A 15,534-nucleotide genomic window follows, 5' to 3' on the forward strand; every position below is an offset into this window, starting at 1 on the left:
GGCGTCAAATCGAAGCTGGGAGCCATACCAACAAGGCAATCTTTCCACTGTCAAGTAGTGCGTTTTGGTGCCGTGGAGGACGGCGTTACCGCAATTCCAAGCCGCGGAATTCAGCGCGGGACGACGCCATCACGCAATCAGGTCCGGATTGATCAGCCGCTCGAACGAGAACATCTCGTCCCATTTCTCCTGCGTCAGCAGCTTACGCTCGACCACGACGATCTGGTGCAGTGACTTGCCGCTCTTGTAGCCCTCGCGCGCGATCTCGGCGCATTGCTTGTAGCCGAGCAGCGGCTTCAGCACCGTAACGATACCCAACGAGTTCAGCACCATGTTGCGGGTATGCTCCTCGTTGGCAGTGATGCCCACGACGCAATTCTCGCGCAGGCTGTTGACCGCGCGCTCCATGGTGCGGATGGAGAAGAACAGCGCGAACGAGATCACCGGCTCCATCACATTGAGCTGGAGCTGACCCGCGGACGCCGCGAGCGTCACGGTGGTGTCGAGCCCGATCACGAGGAAGCTGGTCTGGTTGACGACCTCGGGGATGACAGGATTGACCTTGCCCGGCATGATCGAGGAGCCCGGCTGAAGCTGCGGCAGGTTGATCTCGTTGAAGCCGGCACGCGGGCCCGAGGCGAGCAGGCGGATGTCGTTGCAGATCTTGGTCAGCTTGCTCGCGGTGCGCTTGAGGACGCCGGAGAGCTGCACATAGGCGCCGGTATCCGACGTCGCCTCGACGAGGTCGCCTGCAAGGATGAAGTCGACGCCGGTGAGCGCGCTCAGATGCCGGACCGCGAGCTTGGGATAGCCCTGCGCAGCGGTGACGGAGGTGCCGATCGCGGTCGCGCCGAGATTGATCTCGCGCAGCAGCGCGCGGGCCTCGGAGATTCGATCGACCTCCTCGCCCATGGTGGTGCCCCAACCGCGGAATTCGGCGCCGAGTGACATCGGCACCGCGTCCTGTAGATGGGTGCGGCCCATCTTCAGCACGCGATCGAACTCCCTGCCCTTGGCGAAGAACGCCTCCTGGAGTTGACGCAGCGCCGTCATGTAGCTCTCGAGCCGCAGGATCAGCGCCAGCCGAAAGGCCGTCGGATAGGTGTCGTTGGTCGACTGGCCGTAATTGACGTGATCGTTGGGGCTGACGTGCTGGTAATCGCCCTTCGCAAAGCCGAGCGATTCCAGCGCGAGATTGGCGATCACCTCGTTGGCGTTCATGTTGGTGGAGGTGCCGGCCCCGCCCTGGATGAAGTCGGTGACGAACTGGTCCATCATATCGCCGGCGATGACGCGATCGCAGCCCACGATAATGGCTTCCGCGACTTTGGTGTCCACCGCCCCGAGATCGCGGTTGGCCATGGCGGCGGCCTTCTTGACGTAACCAAGCGCCTTTACGAAGTAAGGCTCCTGGTTCATCGGAATGCCGGTGATGTGGAAGTTCTCCTTCCCGCGGATGGTCTGGACGCCGTAATAGATGTCGTCGGCGATCTCACGCTGTCCGAGGAAGTCCTGCTCCGTGCGACTCATGGGCGCTCCTTGCTTGCTCGCGCGACGTCCTCAGTTCTGGCACAGCGCGCTGGTGACGAAGGTATCGGTGCGGCAGTCATCCGGTTTGCGTTGCCTGCCCGGAATCAGAACCTTGGCCGAGCACTTTTCCGCGGAGTCGGCATTCAGGCTCTTGCCTTCCGTGTAGCCCTTGCTCTGGCAGAGTTTGTCGGCGGCGAGCTTGCAGTCGGGCGCGCCGTTCGACGAGGCCGGACAGGCCACGCGCCCCGACACCATGGTCGACGGCTTCGCCAGGCGCGACAAATCGTTCATGGTCTCGCTCGGGCTTTTGATCGGCGGCAGGATCGAGGGCAGCTTGTCGAACAGCTTGCCCATTTCGTTGATCAGCCCGGGATTTTCCTCATGCACCGGCGGCGACGGAGGGGCTGTCGAGGGCGCCGGTGCGGCCTGCGGTCCTTGCTCCTGCAAGCCGAGCGCCGGCGGTGCGGATTGCGGCCATCCGGTACCGCCGGCAAGGAGCAGGACCGAAAGCGCCGAAAATATCAGCCTGCCCAGTCGCAGGACCGGATTGCCGGATCGAAGCATCATGACGGCAACCGTAGCCGAACGAGACGCAGCGGCAAAGCGCCTTCGGGGTTAGATCAATTTGACTGCGACGACAAAGCCGAGCACGAGCACCGCGGCGCCGATTGCCACCACCAATCCGAGATGCTTCTCGATCTTGACCCGGATCCAATCGCCGTAGCGGTTGAGCAGAATCGCCACGATAAAGAAGCGCCCGCCACGCGCCACGATCGAGCACAGGATGAAGAGCCCGATATTGTAGCCGGCAAAGCCGGACGTGATGGTCACGAGCTTATAGGGGATCGGTGTCAGGCCCTTGAGCAGGATGATCACGGCGCCCCATTCGGCATAGGAGGCGCGGAAAGCGTCGACCTTGCCGCCGAGGCCATAGACCTCGATCAGCCAATGGCCGACCGAGTCGAAGAGCAGCGCACCGATGGCGTAGCCCAACATGCCACCCAGCACCGAAGTCGCAGTGCAGATCGCCGCATAGACCCAGGCGCGTTGCGGGCGCGCCAGTGACATGGGGATCAGCATCACGTCCGGCGGGACGGGAAAGAAGGAGCTTTCAGCGAAAGCCACGGCGCCCATGATCCAGAGCGCGTAAGGCTTGTGAGCGGCGTCGATGCACCAGTCGTAGATACGTTTCAGCATGGCGCCGCGATGAAGCACCATGGGACGGATTTGTCCATGCCGAGATGGGACCGATTCGTGCCAATACTAGTGGCGCTTGCGCGCGGTACGGCCTTCGAGCGCGACGATTGGCCGCCTGGCGGCGACACGCGGTGATGCACCTTTGGGCAGTTTCATCGCCGATTTCGGCAGCTTCTCGGCGATGCCGAGCATGTCTTCACGCCGCGTCATCTCGCGCCAGACGTCCTCAGGGCGCACGCCGGCCGAGGCCCAGAGCACGGTCAGATTGTAGAGCAGGTCGGCGCTTTCCCGGATCACGGCTTCGCTATCGCCGTTGACCGCGTCGATGACGACCTCGATAGCCTCTTCAGCCAGCTTCTTCGCCATTTTTGACGGGCCGCGCTGAAACAGCCGCGCGGTGCGCGATGTTGCCGGATCAAGGTCCCTGGCCGCGAGCACAGCCAGATATAGCCGCTCAAGCGAATCACTCATGTACGCGAAGCTACTCTAAACCCGTGGCGGGGACGTTAACGCACGGCAGCAAAAGCAAAAAAGCCGGCCGTCGCAGCGAGCGCGACGGCCGGCCAACATTTGCTAGCCAAAGCTAGTAGCAGGTCGAAAGGTTGCCTTGGCCGCCGTGCGCGGACTGGTACGGGCCGCCGCAACGGTGATACGGGCGCGGACCGATATACGAGTCGCCGCCGTAATAGACCGGACCGTCGTCGTAGTAGACCGGGCCGCCGCCGTAGTAGGCAGGAGCATCATAGGCGTAGGCGTCACGGGTCGCGGCGATTGCGAGGCCGGTGCCGATAGCACCGGCAATGGCCGCGCCGGCAAAGGCCGCACCGCCGCCGCCACCATGCCAATGACGGCCGCCCGCGTACGAAGCGGTCGGGGTCATTGCGGTCAGCGCCAGCACCGCGGCGGTAGCGAGAACGGCCTTACGGCCGGCAAATCCTGAAAATCTGTCAAACATGTCCTGGACCCTCCTTGGGACCTCGAATGGTGCCTGATGACAGGCTCGTGTCTCTCAAACACCCGCATCCCATGTTGGGTTCCCCAACCCCAACACAAGCTGAACGGGGTTGCGTGATCGTGACGCAACCGCCGCTCATCCGCCGTTCATATTGACGCGGACAAGCTTGTCTCCAGCCGGCGCTCCGAGCGTCACCAAATCATAACACCGGACCGGCGCCACTGATGTTCGAATTCGCGACAATCGCTCTTCGCGGCCTGCTGGCCGCTGCAATTTGTCTTGCGGCGCTGACTGCGCGCGATGCTACCGCGGCCGAAACCGCCGCGCCCTCCATTGCAATCCACTTCACCTTCGACCGCCCGATCGATGCGAGCATGGCGCCGTTCTTTCTTGCCGCAAAGGACGGCAGCTTCGGAGCCGAGCGTCTCAACGTCTCCTTTAGCAGCGCGGCCGGATCGCCGGAGGCGCTTGCGCGCGTCGCCAAGGGCGACAGCGAGTTCGCGCTCGTCGACATCAACGAGCTGATCCGCTTCCGCGACAAGGATGCGACACCGGTCAAGGCGGTATTCGTGCTGTTCAACCGCGCGCCCTACGCGATCGTCGCCCGCAGGAGCCGTGGCATCCACCTCCTGCCCGACCTGGACGGCAAGACCGTCGGCGTTGCCGATAGCGATCTGTCGATGCGGCTGTGGCCGGCGCTGGCGCAGCAGAACGGCATCAACACGGCTCACGTGAAATTCCACAAGATCAGCGCCGCGGTGCGCGAGCCGATCCTCTCCGCGGGACAGGTCGATGCCGTCGCCGGCTTCAGCTATCTCTCGGCAGTGAACCTGCGCGACCGCGGCGTACCAGGCGGCGATCTCGTCGCGCTTCGCTATGCCGACTATGGTTGCGAGGCCTATGGCTTTGCCGTCGTGGTCAACCCGGTTTTCGCCGCGGCCAAGCCGGACACCGTGAAGGGCTTCGTCCGCGCATTGATCGCCGGCATCAACGCGACCGTCAAGGAGCCGGCGCGTGCGGCGGACGAGGCCGCGAGCCGCATTGAGGACGGCGACCGCGATCTTGAGCTGGAGCGCCTGCGCACCGTCCTCGTCGACAACATCCTGACCGACGAGGTCCGTCGCAACGGCCTCGGCGACATCGACCCGGCGCGCATGGATCGCGCGATCGACCAGATCGGGCAGGATTTCAAATTCCGCAAACGGCCGGCGGCGGGCGACATCTTCGACGGCGGGTTCTTGCCGCCCGTTGAAGGGCGGTTGATCAACTGAGCAAAACCGACAGCTTCCGCTATATCTCGCAGCCGATCCCTGATTAGAGTATGGGCTCACTCCGTTCGATCCGCCCGAGCTCCCCGCCCATGCCCATTCTCCGCCTTTACACCCGCGTTCTCGATCTGCTCGGCAAGGAGGCACGACTGGGCTGGCTGCTCGCGGTCGTCAATCTCCTGCTTGCGGGCTCGCAATTCGCCGAACCGGTGCTGTTCGGCCGGATCGTCGATGTGCTCTCGGGCAAGACGGTCGCAGGCTCCAACTCGGCCTGGCCATTCCTGGTTGCATGGGTCGCGTTCGGGCTGTTCACCATCGCCTGCAGCGCGGTCGTAGCGTTGCAGGCCGACCGGCTCTCCCACCGCCAGCGGCAGGCGGTCCTGACGGAATATTTCGAGCACATCATGCAGCTGCCGCTGACCTTCCATTCGGGCACCCATTCGGGCCGGTTGATGAAGGTGATGCTGAACGGCACAGATGCGCTGTGGCGATTATGGGTCGGCTTCTTTCGAGAGCATTTTGCCGCGATCCTCTCGGTCGTGGTGCTGCTGCCGCTGTCGCTCTACCTGAACTGGCGGCTTGCAATCCTGCTGTTCGTGCTCTGCATCGTCTTCACCGCGCTGACCACCTTCGTGGTGCGCAGAACTTTCGGCATGCAGATGGAGGTGGAGGAGCACTACAGCGAGCTTTCCGCGCGCGCTTCCGACGCCCTTGGCAATGTTGCGCTGGTGCAGAGTTTCGTGCGCATCGATTCCGAGGTGAAGGGCCTGCGCTCCGTTGCCGACGAGTTGCTAGCGGCGCAAATGCCGGTGCTGTCGTGGTGGGCCCTCGTCACCGTCATCACGCGCGCCTCCACCACGATCACTGTGCTCGCGATCTTCACTTTCGGCATCGCGCTGCACGACCAGGGGCTGACCTCGGTCGGCGAGATCGTGATGTTCGTGAGCTTCGCGACGCTTCTGATCCAGAAACTGGAGCAGGTCGTGAGCTTCATCAACAACGTGTTCATGGAAGCCCCGCGCCTGCGCGAGTTCTTCAACGTGCTCGATGCGGTGCCTGCGGTGCACGACCGGCACGACGCGATCGATGCGGGTCGGCTCTCCGGCCTCGTCGAATTCAACGACGTCACCTTCTCCTATGATGGCAAGCGGCCGGCGGTCGAGGACCTCTCCTTCACCGCGCTTCCCGGCCAGACCATCGCGCTGGTCGGCGCAACCGGCGCCGGCAAGTCGACGGCGATTGCGCTGCTGCATCGCGCCTTCGATCCACAGTCCGGCTTCATCAGGATCGACGGCATGGACGTGCGCGGGGTGACGCTGACATCGCTGCGGCGGAACATCGGCGTGGTTTTTCAGGAGGCGCTGCTATTCAACCGCTCGATCGCGGAGAATTTGCGCGTCGGCAAGCCGGACGCCACCGAGGCCGAGATGCGCAAGGCGGCGGAGCGCGCGCAGGCGCTCGAATTCATCGAGCGCAGCGGCGGCTTCGAGACCAATGCCGGCGAGCGCGGTCGGATGCTGTCGGGTGGTGAGCGCCAGCGGCTGTCGATCGCCCGTGCACTGCTGAAGGATCCGCCGATCCTGATCCTGGACGAGGCGACCAGCGCACTCGACGCCGTCACCGAGGCGAAGGTGAATACCGCTCTCGACGAAGTGATGAAGGGCCGCACCACCTTCGTGATCGCCCATCGCCTCTCCACCATCCGCAATGCCACGCGCATCCTGGTGTTCGAGAACGGGCGTGTGATCGAAAGTGGAACTTTCGATGAACTCGTGGCCAAAGGCGGCCATTTCGCCGACCTCGCCAGGGCTCAGTTCATGGTTCAGGAGAACGTACGGGCCAGCGTGACAGCGGCTGAGGCTGCCGCGACGGCCGCCAAGTCATCTTAGCAAGTCGCCTTGGCAAGTCCCCATCATATCGTCGAAATTCGGCCCATTTCATTGCGGAATACCCCGCTGATGCCCCTATTCCCGACGCACCAGCCGGTATAGGTTTGCGGCGCCGCAAGCGGCGGCGCTGGATTTCAGAACCGAACATCAGATCACGAGAGCCGACCGGAACCGGCGGGTCTCCAAGGACCGGAATCGGATAGTGCACGCTCTTCGCCCGCTGCTTCGTCAATCCCTGTTCAACCTGTTCGCCGCGACACTCGCCTGCGGCGCATTGCTCGCGCCGCGCGCGGCGGGCGCCGAAGCGCTGCTTCTGATCGAGGCCGATAGCGGCAAGGTGTTGCAGGCGGAAAACGCGACCATTCCCTGGTATCCGGCTTCCGTCACCAAGATCATGACCGCCTATGTGACGCTGAAGGCGGTCAAGGACGGCAAGCTCACGCTCGACACAATCCTCACGGTGTCGCCGACCGCAGCCTCGCAGTCGCCCTCGAAGATGGGGTTCCGCCCAGGAACGCAGCTTACCGTCGACAACGCACTCAAGATGATGATGGTGAAATCGGCGAACGACATGGCCGTCGTGCTCGCCGAAGGCGTCGGCGGTTCGATCGACGGCTTCTCGGCGCTGATGAACGACACTGCGCAGAAGCTCGGCATGACGCAGACGAGCTACGTCAATCCGAACGGCCTGCCCGCCGACGGACAGATCACCTCCGCACGGGATCTCGGCATTCTCGCGCGCTCGTTCCTGCGCGACCTGCCCGAGTACGAGTATTTCGTGCATATTCCGGCAATCCGCTTCGGCAAGCGCGTCACCGGCAATTTCAACAAGCTGATCGGCCGCTATCCCGGCGCCGACGGTTTCAAGACCGGCTTCATCTGCGCCTCCGGTTACAACCTCGTCGCATCGGCCACCCGCAACGGCCGCCGGCTGATCGCCGTCGTGCTGGGCGCCAACTCCGGGACCGCGCGCGCGGTGAAGGCGGCGCAGCTGCTGGAGCGCGGCTTCTCGCAAGACAATCTCACCTGGCTCCGGCCCTCGCTCGGCACCGTGGACAAGCTGGTGCCGGTCGACGCCTCGCCGCCGAACCTGCGTGACGACATGTGCGGCGGCCATCGCAAGCGGCCGGCCAGTGACGATGACGACGCACTGATCGCGACCAATGGCGGCACGTCCGGGTCCGCCTCGGCCACGGGCGGCGAAGCTCAGGTCACCTTCTTCACGGCCGGGCTTCAGCCGCCGCTGATGAAGGCCTCCGAGCTGATGGCCTCGGCCCCGGCGGCGGCCGAGCCCGTGCTGGTGTATACCGGCCCGACCCGCACCGGGACCGCCCTGATCGCGGCGGTCGCGGCCGATGCCGACCAGCAGGCCACGCCAAAGCCGCGTGGCAAGAAGTCGCGCGTCGCCAAAAAGCCCGACGCGGCAGACAAGCCGAAGGATGCCAAGACGGCGGCGGCAAAGCCCGACAGCAAGCCGGTGGCGGCCGCCAAGCCGGCCGACGGCAAATCCGCAACCAAGCCGGCCGGTACCAAGCATGCCGCAGCCAAGCCCGATGCGGCGGCAAAGCCTGCGGCCAGCGGCGAGCAGGCGGCCAAGCCCGCCAAACCCAAGGCCGCGACCAAGCCCGCCAAGCCGGCCAACAACAGTTAACGGCCGACGCGAGCCGAGACCGCGCCGCACTTCGCAGTTGCGGCAGCGCCATTGCGAGGATTCCGGTAGCCACTCCCTGACGTTTGTCCTAAGGCTCGACCGCTTGCCACCCGTTCCGGCAGGCTCGATACTGACGGCAATGAGGCAAGCCCGAGACACAACGGGCTCTGGTCAATGAGGGGAGTTTCCATGGAGCGCATCTGGCTTAAGCAATATCCGCCCGGCGTCCCCGCCGATATCGAGCCGACGCAATATTCATCGCTGGTCGACCTTCTGGAGGAGAGCTTCGCCAAGTTCGCCGACCGCAAGGCGTTCATCTGCATGGACAAGTCGATCAGCTATCGCGATCTCGACCAGATGTCGCTGGCGATGGCGTCCTACCTGCAAGGACGAGGCATGCAACGCGGCGCCCGCGTCGCGATCATGATGCCGAACGTGCTGCAATATCCGGTCGCGACCGCGGCCGTGCTGCGCGCCGGTTTCGCCGTGGTCAATGTCAATCCGCTCTACACGCCACGCGAGCTCGAGCACCAGCTCAAGGATTCCGGCGCCGAAGCCATCATCGTGCTGGAGAATTTCGCCCACACCGTCGAGCAGGTGATCGCGAAGACGCAAGTCAAGCACGTCATCGTCGGCAGCATGGGCGACCTGCTCGGCTTCAAGGGCGTGATCGTCAATCTGGTCGTTCGCCGCGTCAAGAAGATGGTGCCGGCGTGGTCGCTGCCAGGCGCGGTATCCTTCAACGACGCGATCTCCGCCGGCCGCTCTCTGGCCTTCAACAAGCCGAAGCTGTCGCCCGGCGACGTCGCCTTCCTGCAATATACCGGCGGCACCACCGGCGTGTCCAAGGGTGCCACCCTGCTTCATCGCAACATCGTCGCCAATGTCCTGCAGAACGACGCCTGGCTGCAGCCGGCGATGGCCGCGCCGCCGCATGTCGATCAACTCATGGTCGTCTGCGCGCTGCCGCTCTATCACATCTTCGCCCTGACGGCCTGCTACCTGCTCGCGGTGCGCGCCGGCGGCTGCAATCTCCTGATCCCCAATCCGCGCGACATCCCGGGCTTCATCAAGGAATTGGCGAAGTACCAGGTCAACAACTTCCCGGCCGTGAACACGCTCTACAACGGCCTGATGCACCATCCCGACTTCAAGAAGCTCGACTTCTCCAAGCTGAAGATCTCGAACGGTGGCGGCATGGCGGTGCAGCGTCCGGTCGCCGAGCAGTGGAAGGCGATCACGGGCTGCTCCATCGCCGAAGGCTACGGCCTGTCGGAGACATCTCCGACGCTGACCTGCAACACCACGACCGATCCCGAGTTCAACGGCACCATCGGCATCCCCGTGCCCTCGACCTGGATCTCGATCCGCGACGACGACGGCAACGAGATGCCGCTCGGCCAGCCCGGCGAGATCTGCGCCAAAGGCCCGCAGGTGATGTCGGGCTACTGGAACAGGCCGGAGGAGACCGCCAAGGTGATGACTGCGGACGGCTATTTCCGCACCGGCGACATCGGCATCATGGACGAGAGGGGCTACACCAAGATCGTCGACCGCAAGAAGGACATGATCCTGGTCTCCGGCTTCAACGTCTATCCGAACGAGATCGAGGAAGTGATCGCGAGCAACCCCGGGGTGCTCGAATGCGCCGTCATCGGCATTCCCGATTCCAAGTCGGGAGAGGCGGTGAAGGCGTTCGTGGTCAAGAAGGACCCGAACCTCACGGCGGAGGCCCTGGTCAAGTTCTGCCAGGAGCAGCTGACCGGCTACAAGGTGCCCAAGCACATCGAATTCCGTACCGATCTGCCGAAGACTAACGTCGGCAAGATCCTGCGCCGGCAGCTGCGCGACGAGAAGAAGGCGGAGGCGGCGTAAGCGCCTCTTTCGTTCATGACCGACGACAGCAACATCAGTCCGGCCGGCATCCTCGCCTTCTGGCGCGAGGCCGGCCGCGATGCCTGGTACGAGCGCAATGACGCATTCGACGTTGAGGTCAGGCGCCGCTTTCTCGCGCTGTGGCAGAAGGCGGTCGCCGACGAGCTCTTGTCATGGGAGGCGACCGACGAGGGCGCACTCGCGCTCGTCATCGTGCTCGACCAGTTTCCGCGCAACATGTTTCGCGGCACGTCGCAGGCCTTTGCCAGCGACGCTTTGGCGCGCGACGTCGCCCGCCGCGCCATTGCGCGGGGTGCAGATCAAAGGATCGACCCGATCCTGCTCGAATTCCTCTATTTGCCCTTCATGCATTCCGAGCACCTGCCCGATCAATTGCACTGCGTCGCGCTGTTTCAAAACACCGACAATGCCGAAAACCTGAAATACGCGCGGGAGCACGCGGATATCATCCGGCGGTTTGGCCGCTTCCCCCACCGCAACCGTCTGCTCGGCCGCGACACCACGCCGGACGAGCAGGCCTTCCTCGACGGCGGCGGGTTCGCCGGCTGATGACATAAAGGTGAAGGTCCCGCCCTCACCGGCTCCGGGTCACTATCCGTGCCGGCAATATTGTGCAGGCCCGCCGCACGGTCTAAAAAGCGGGACCGATTTTCAGGGAGACTGACGATGGCGATCCAGACTGGCGACAAGCTGCCCGAGGCGAAATTCCGCGTGATGACGGCGGAAGGCCCGCAGGTGAAGACCACCGACGATATCTTCAAAGGCAAGAAAGTGGCGCTGTTCGCGGTGCCCGGCGCCTATACCGGCACCTGCCACAAGATGCATCTGCCGAGCATCTTCCTCAACGCCTACGCCCTGAAGGACAAGGGCGTCGACACCATCGCCATCGTCTCCGTCAACGACGCCTTCGTCATGAACGCGTGGAAGCGCGACACCGACCAGCGCGACGAGGCCATCTTCCTGGCCGACGGCAATGCCGACTTCGCCAAGGCGATTGGCATGGAGCTCGACGCCTCCGGCAACGGTCTCGGCATTCGCTCCAAGCGCTATTCGATGCTGGTCGAGGACGGCGTGGTCAAGAAGCTGAACCTCGAGGCGATGCCGGGCAAGGTCGAAGTGTCCGGCGGCGATACTCTGCTCGGGCAGCTGTAAGCGGCCACCGCTTCAGCCACAAACGACACTGTCATGCCCCGCGAAAGCGGGGCATCCAGTATTCCAGAGACAGTTGTTGTTAAATCGAGAGGCCGCGGCGTACTGGATCGCCCGCCTTCGCGGGCGATGACAGTTGAGACTGGAGCGCCGACCGCGCGCTACTCCGCCACCCGTGCCTGCAACCGCGCCTTCACAATCCCGTCGCGCGCGAGCTGATCGGCGCGTTCGTTCTCGGGATGCCCTGCATGGCCCTTGACCCAGTGCCAGCGCACGTCATGAGCCTTCAGCGCGGCATCGAGGCGCTGCCATAGCTCGACATTCTTCACCGGCTTCTTGTCGGCGGTGCGCCAGCCGTTGCGCTTCCAGCCGTGGATCCAGCCGGTGATGCCCTGACGGACATATTGGCTGTCGGTATAGAGATCGACGGTGCACGGCTTCTTCAGCGCTTCCAACGCGGAGATCGCCGCCATCAATTCCATCTGGTTGTTGGTGGTGTGGCGCTCACCACCGTTCAGTTCTTTTTCCTTGTCGCCGAACTTCAGGATCGCGCCCCAGCCGCCGGGCCCCGGATTTCCCGAGCAGGCGCCGTCGGTGTAGATCGTGACAATCGGAAGCTCGCTCACGCCATCAGCCCCGACGGCATCAGCCCGTAGTCGCGCACGCTGGAAACGCTCTGGTGGAAGCGCAGCTTGCGGACATATTCCAACGGATCCTTCGGCTTGACCAGCGCGCCGGGCGGAACGTTGAGCCAGTCGACCAGCCGCGTCAGCAGGAAGCGGATCGCAGCTCCGCGCGCGAGCAGCGGCAGCGCTGCCTCTTCCGCCTCGGCCAGCTTTCGCACGCGGCCATAGGCATTGAGGAAGGCCCGCGCCTTGGTGACGTTGAAGGAATGATCCGGCTCGAAGCACCAGGCGTTGAGGCAGATCGCGACGTCATAGGCGAGCCAGTCATTGCAGGCGAAGGTGAAGTCGATGATCCCCGAGAGCTTGTCGCCGAGAAAGAAGACGTTGTCGTTGAAGAGGTCGGCGTGGATCACGCCTTCGGGCAGCTGCGTCGGCCAGACGCCACTCTCGAGGTAGTCGAGCTCGTGGCCCAGGAACGCGCGCAGGCCGGGCTGCACCTCGTCGGCCCGCTGTGACGCGGCATCGAACAGCGGCCGCCAGCCCGGGACCGACAGCGCGTTCGCACGCCTGATCGCGAAATTCGCACCTGCCAGATGCATCCTGGCGAGCCCCTCGCCGACGCCGGCGCAATGGGCCGCGCTCGGCTTGCGCGGCCAGACGCCTTCGAGAAAGGTGATGATGGCGGCGGGCCGGCCCGACAGCTCGCGCAACGCCTCGCCGTCCGTTCCCTTCACCGGCAGCGGGCAGTTGACGCCGTGCTCGGCCAGATGCGTCATCAGCGCGAGGAAGAACGGCAGATCGTTCTTCGCCACGCGCTTCTCATAGAGCGTGAGGATGAACGACCCCTTGGTCGTATGCAGCAGGAAGTTGGAATTTTCGACGCCCTCGGCGATGCCCTTGTAGGAGAGCAACTCGCCGAGATCGTACTGGTTGAGGAAGTCCGCAAGCTCGTCGGCGGCAACGTCGGTGTAGACCGCCATGAAGATCTACTCGGCGGCGGCTTCGGGGCGCACCTGACGCGGCAGCGGGAAGAATTCGTTTTCTTCCGCGGCCGAGACCGTCTCCACATGCAGCGTGAAGCGCTCGGCGAACGCGTCCATGATCTCCTCGACGATCACTTCCGGGGCCGAGGCGCCCGCGGTGATGCCGAGGCTGGTGATGTTCTCGAACCGCTTCCAGTCGATTTCGGTCGCGCGCTGCGCCAGCACGGCGATCGGGCAGCCCTCGCGCTCGGCGACCTCACGCAGGCGCTGCGAGTTCGACGAGTTCGGCGCGCCGACCACGATCAGGGCATCCACCACCGGCGCCACCTTCTTCACCGCGAGCTGGCGGTTGGTGGTGGCGTAGCAGATGTCTTCCTTGTGCGGCCCGTTGATGTTCGGGAAGCGCTCCTTCAGCAGCGCCACGATCTCCGCGGTGTCGTCGATCGACAGCGTGGTCTGGGTCACGAAGGCGAGGTTGTTCGGGTCCTTCGGGGCGATGGTCTTCGCGTCCTCGGCGGTCTCGATCAGGGTCACGGCGCCGGTCGGGAGCTGGCCGAGCGTGCCCACCACCTCCGGATGATGGGAATGGCCGATCAGGAAGATCTCGCGGCCGCGCTTGAAATGGATCGCGGCCTCGCGGTGCACCTTGGTGACCAGCGGGCAGGTCGCATCCAGCGAGAACAAATTGCGGGACGTGGCGTCGGCCGGAACCGATTTCGGCACGCCATGGGCCGAGAACACCACCGGCGCGGTGGTGTTTTCCGGGATCTCGGCGAGTTCCTCGACGAAGATCGCGCCCTTCTTCTTCAACCCATCGACGACGTATTTATTGTGCACAATCTCATGGCGAACATAGACGGGGGCACCGTATTTATCGAGCGCCCGTTCCACGGTGTCGATCGCCCGGACCACCCCGGCGCAGAAGCCACGGGGAGAACAAAGCACGATCTTGAGGTCTGGTTTTGCTGACATTGAGCGATCTCGGGACCGAATCACCTCGCCAAATAGGCGGGAAGCGGTCGATGAATGAATAGGGGCTTGGGTACGGTCTTACAGCGACTTCAGAGGGAATTGGGCCCCCTTTCGGGCGCTGTCAAGGCACTATCTATAGCAGAACCATTGCGTGGCTACCCCCTCCGGGCTTATATAGCGCGAATTCCCAGTCATCGCTGATGACCACCGGTTTCGCCTCCAAAGGGGTGGGCGAAGCACAAAGGAGATTTGCCATGAGCAACGCACCTCTGATGCCCAAGGCGACCGCCGTCTGGCTGCTCGACAACACCGCGCTGACCTTCGATCAGGTCGCCGATTTCACCAAAATGCACCCCCTCGAGGTGCGCGCGATCGCCGATGGCGACGCCGCCCAGGGCATCAAGGGCATGGATCCCCTCTCCAACGGCCAGCTGACCCGCGAGGAGATCGAGAAGGGCGAGAACAACCCGGACTACCGGCTCCGCCTCCAGGAGAGCAAGGTGGTGCTGCCGCCGCAGCCCAAGCGCAAGGGCCCGCGCTACACCCCGGTCTCGCGCCGCCACGAACGCCCAAGCGCCATCCTCTGGCTGCTGCGCAACCATGCCGAGCTCAAGGACGCCCAGATCATGCGCCTGGTCGGCACGACCAAGAGCACGATCGCCAGCGTCCGTGATCGCACCCACTGGAACACCTCCCAGCTGACGCCGATTGATCCCGTCACCCTCGGCCTCTGCTCGCAGATCGAACTCGATTTCGAGGTCGCGCGCGCGGCCAAGGAAAAGCCGATCGACGCGGCCTATGGCGGTGCCACCCTGCTGCCGGCCTCAGAAACCACCAAGAAGGACGAGTACGAACCCGCGGAGAGGTCCAGCGACGATCTCAACGTCGATGCCGTGTTCGCCAAGCTGAAGACGCTCGGCGGCAAGAAGCAGGACCAGGAGGAGGAGTAATCCTTCGTCTTCAGTCGTCATCGAATGCAAGCGCGGCGGGGAAACCCGCCGCTTTCTTTGCGTGACGCAAGAAGCTTCAGCAACCGCGTCATTGCGAGCGCAGCGAAAAGCAATCCAGATTGTCTCGACGGAGAGATCCTGGATTGCTTCGCTGCGCTCGCAATGACGGATAAGTGGAAAGCAGCCTTTACGGCCGGTCCGGATGGTTCAGCATGTATTCGCCGAGGTCGCGCTGGCGTCGGTCGGCGCGGGTGGTCGCGGCGCTGCGCTGGACGTCGCGGTCCTTGCGGCAGGCCACGTATTCGGGCGAGCCGGCCGCATAGCCGCGGCTCTGGCAGACCGCATCGTCATCGTCGCCGCCCATGGCCACCGGCGTCTGGTAGCGCGCGGAGCAGGCGGAGAGAATGAGGCCCGCAAATGCAATCGCTAGAAACGGCTTCGAATTCATGGCAGGCCCTTCATCCTCAG

General features: G+C 64.0%; 16 protein-coding genes. 7 read left to right on the top strand and 9 right to left on the bottom strand.

Annotated elements, in window-relative coordinates:
• Positions 1-129 precede the first annotated feature (129 nt).
• From IVB45_RS33810 to IVB45_RS33830, 5 genes are all read right to left on the bottom strand, one after another.
• Positions 130-1,530 carry an aspartate ammonia-lyase gene (locus IVB45_RS33810; protein ID WP_027565665.1) on the bottom strand — a complete coding sequence of 467 codons (1,401 nt, stop codon included), beginning with the start codon at positions 1,528-1,530 and terminating at the stop codon, positions 130-132.
• Between the two features lie 30 nt (positions 1,531-1,560).
• Entirely contained in the window at positions 1,561-2,097 is a 537-nt protein-coding gene (locus IVB45_RS33815) for a hypothetical protein (RefSeq protein WP_027565666.1), read from the bottom strand.
• A gap of 48 nt (positions 2,098-2,145) precedes the next feature.
• Positions 2,146-2,748: a YqaA family protein gene (locus IVB45_RS33820; RefSeq protein ID WP_247357760.1), complete on the bottom strand. Its 603-nt coding sequence runs from the start codon at positions 2,746-2,748 to the stop codon at positions 2,146-2,148.
• Positions 2,749-2,793: 45 nt separating this feature from the next.
• The gene (gene hisE, locus IVB45_RS33825; protein WP_027565667.1) at positions 2,794-3,198 is read right to left on the bottom strand and encodes a phosphoribosyl-ATP diphosphatase; all 405 of its coding nucleotides are present in this window, start codon (positions 3,196-3,198) and stop codon (positions 2,794-2,796) included.
• Positions 3,199-3,310: 112 nt separating this feature from the next.
• Positions 3,311-3,682, bottom strand: a complete 372-nt coding sequence (locus IVB45_RS33830; RefSeq protein ID WP_247357759.1) for a hypothetical protein — start codon at positions 3,680-3,682, stop codon at positions 3,311-3,313.
• 224 nt (positions 3,683-3,906) lie between these two features.
• Here IVB45_RS33830 and IVB45_RS33835 point away from each other — a divergent pair, with 224 nt between their 5' ends.
• From IVB45_RS33835 to IVB45_RS33860, 6 genes are all read left to right on the top strand, one after another.
• Positions 3,907-4,953, top strand: a complete 1,047-nt coding sequence (locus IVB45_RS33835) for an ABC transporter substrate-binding protein (protein ID WP_247357758.1) — start codon at positions 3,907-3,909, stop codon at positions 4,951-4,953.
• An 89-nt stretch (positions 4,954-5,042) separates the two neighbouring features.
• On the top strand, positions 5,043-6,839 hold the full coding sequence (locus tag IVB45_RS33840; protein WP_247357757.1) for a glucan ABC transporter ATP-binding protein/ permease: 1,797 nt from the start codon (positions 5,043-5,045) through the stop codon (positions 6,837-6,839).
• A gap of 202 nt (positions 6,840-7,041) precedes the next feature.
• A complete protein-coding gene (locus IVB45_RS33845) occupies positions 7,042-8,490 on the top strand; it encodes a D-alanyl-D-alanine carboxypeptidase family protein (protein WP_027565671.1) in 1,449 nt (482 codons plus the stop codon).
• 189 nt (positions 8,491-8,679) lie between these two features.
• A complete protein-coding gene (locus IVB45_RS33850) occupies positions 8,680-10,365 on the top strand; it encodes a long-chain fatty acid--CoA ligase (protein WP_247357756.1) in 1,686 nt (561 codons plus the stop codon).
• Positions 10,366-10,380: 15 nt separating this feature from the next.
• Positions 10,381-10,935 (top strand): DUF924 family protein, encoded by a 555-nt coding sequence (locus IVB45_RS33855; RefSeq protein WP_247357755.1) that lies wholly within the window; start codon positions 10,381-10,383, stop codon positions 10,933-10,935.
• 117 nt (positions 10,936-11,052) lie between these two features.
• Positions 11,053-11,538 carry a peroxiredoxin gene (locus tag IVB45_RS33860; protein WP_027565673.1) on the top strand — a complete coding sequence of 162 codons (486 nt, stop codon included), beginning with the start codon at positions 11,053-11,055 and terminating at the stop codon, positions 11,536-11,538.
• Between the two features lie 158 nt (positions 11,539-11,696).
• Here the strand turns inward: IVB45_RS33860 and rnhA are convergent, their stop codons facing one another.
• Genes rnhA through ispH form a run of 3 tightly spaced genes read right to left on the bottom strand, consistent with a single transcriptional unit; the run spans position 11,697 to position 14,116 of the window.
• The gene (rnhA, locus tag IVB45_RS33865; protein WP_007597503.1) at positions 11,697-12,161 is read right to left on the bottom strand and encodes a ribonuclease HI; all 465 of its coding nucleotides are present in this window, start codon (positions 12,159-12,161) and stop codon (positions 11,697-11,699) included.
• Positions 12,158-13,141 (bottom strand): homoserine kinase, encoded by a 984-nt coding sequence (locus IVB45_RS33870; protein ID WP_247357754.1) that lies wholly within the window; start codon positions 13,139-13,141, stop codon positions 12,158-12,160. Before IVB45_RS33870 ends, rnhA begins: the two co-directional genes overlap by 4 nt.
• 6 nt (positions 13,142-13,147) lie before the next feature.
• Entirely contained in the window at positions 13,148-14,116 is a 969-nt protein-coding gene (gene ispH, locus IVB45_RS33875; protein WP_007597506.1) for a 4-hydroxy-3-methylbut-2-enyl diphosphate reductase, read from the bottom strand.
• A gap of 254 nt (positions 14,117-14,370) precedes the next feature.
• On the opposite strand from ispH, the gene IVB45_RS33880 reads away from it, so the two are divergent.
• On the top strand, positions 14,371-15,066 hold the full coding sequence (locus IVB45_RS33880) for a cell cycle transcriptional regulator TrcR (RefSeq protein WP_027565675.1): 696 nt from the start codon (positions 14,371-14,373) through the stop codon (positions 15,064-15,066).
• A gap of 187 nt (positions 15,067-15,253) precedes the next feature.
• Here the strand turns inward: IVB45_RS33880 and IVB45_RS33885 are convergent, their stop codons facing one another.
• Positions 15,254-15,514 carry a hypothetical protein gene (locus tag IVB45_RS33885; RefSeq protein WP_007597509.1) on the bottom strand — a complete coding sequence of 87 codons (261 nt, stop codon included), beginning with the start codon at positions 15,512-15,514 and terminating at the stop codon, positions 15,254-15,256.
• Positions 15,515-15,534: the final 20 nt, after the last annotated feature.

The organism is Bradyrhizobium sp. 4 (assembly GCF_023100905.1).
Lineage (GTDB): Bacteria > Pseudomonadota > Alphaproteobacteria > Rhizobiales > Xanthobacteraceae > Bradyrhizobium.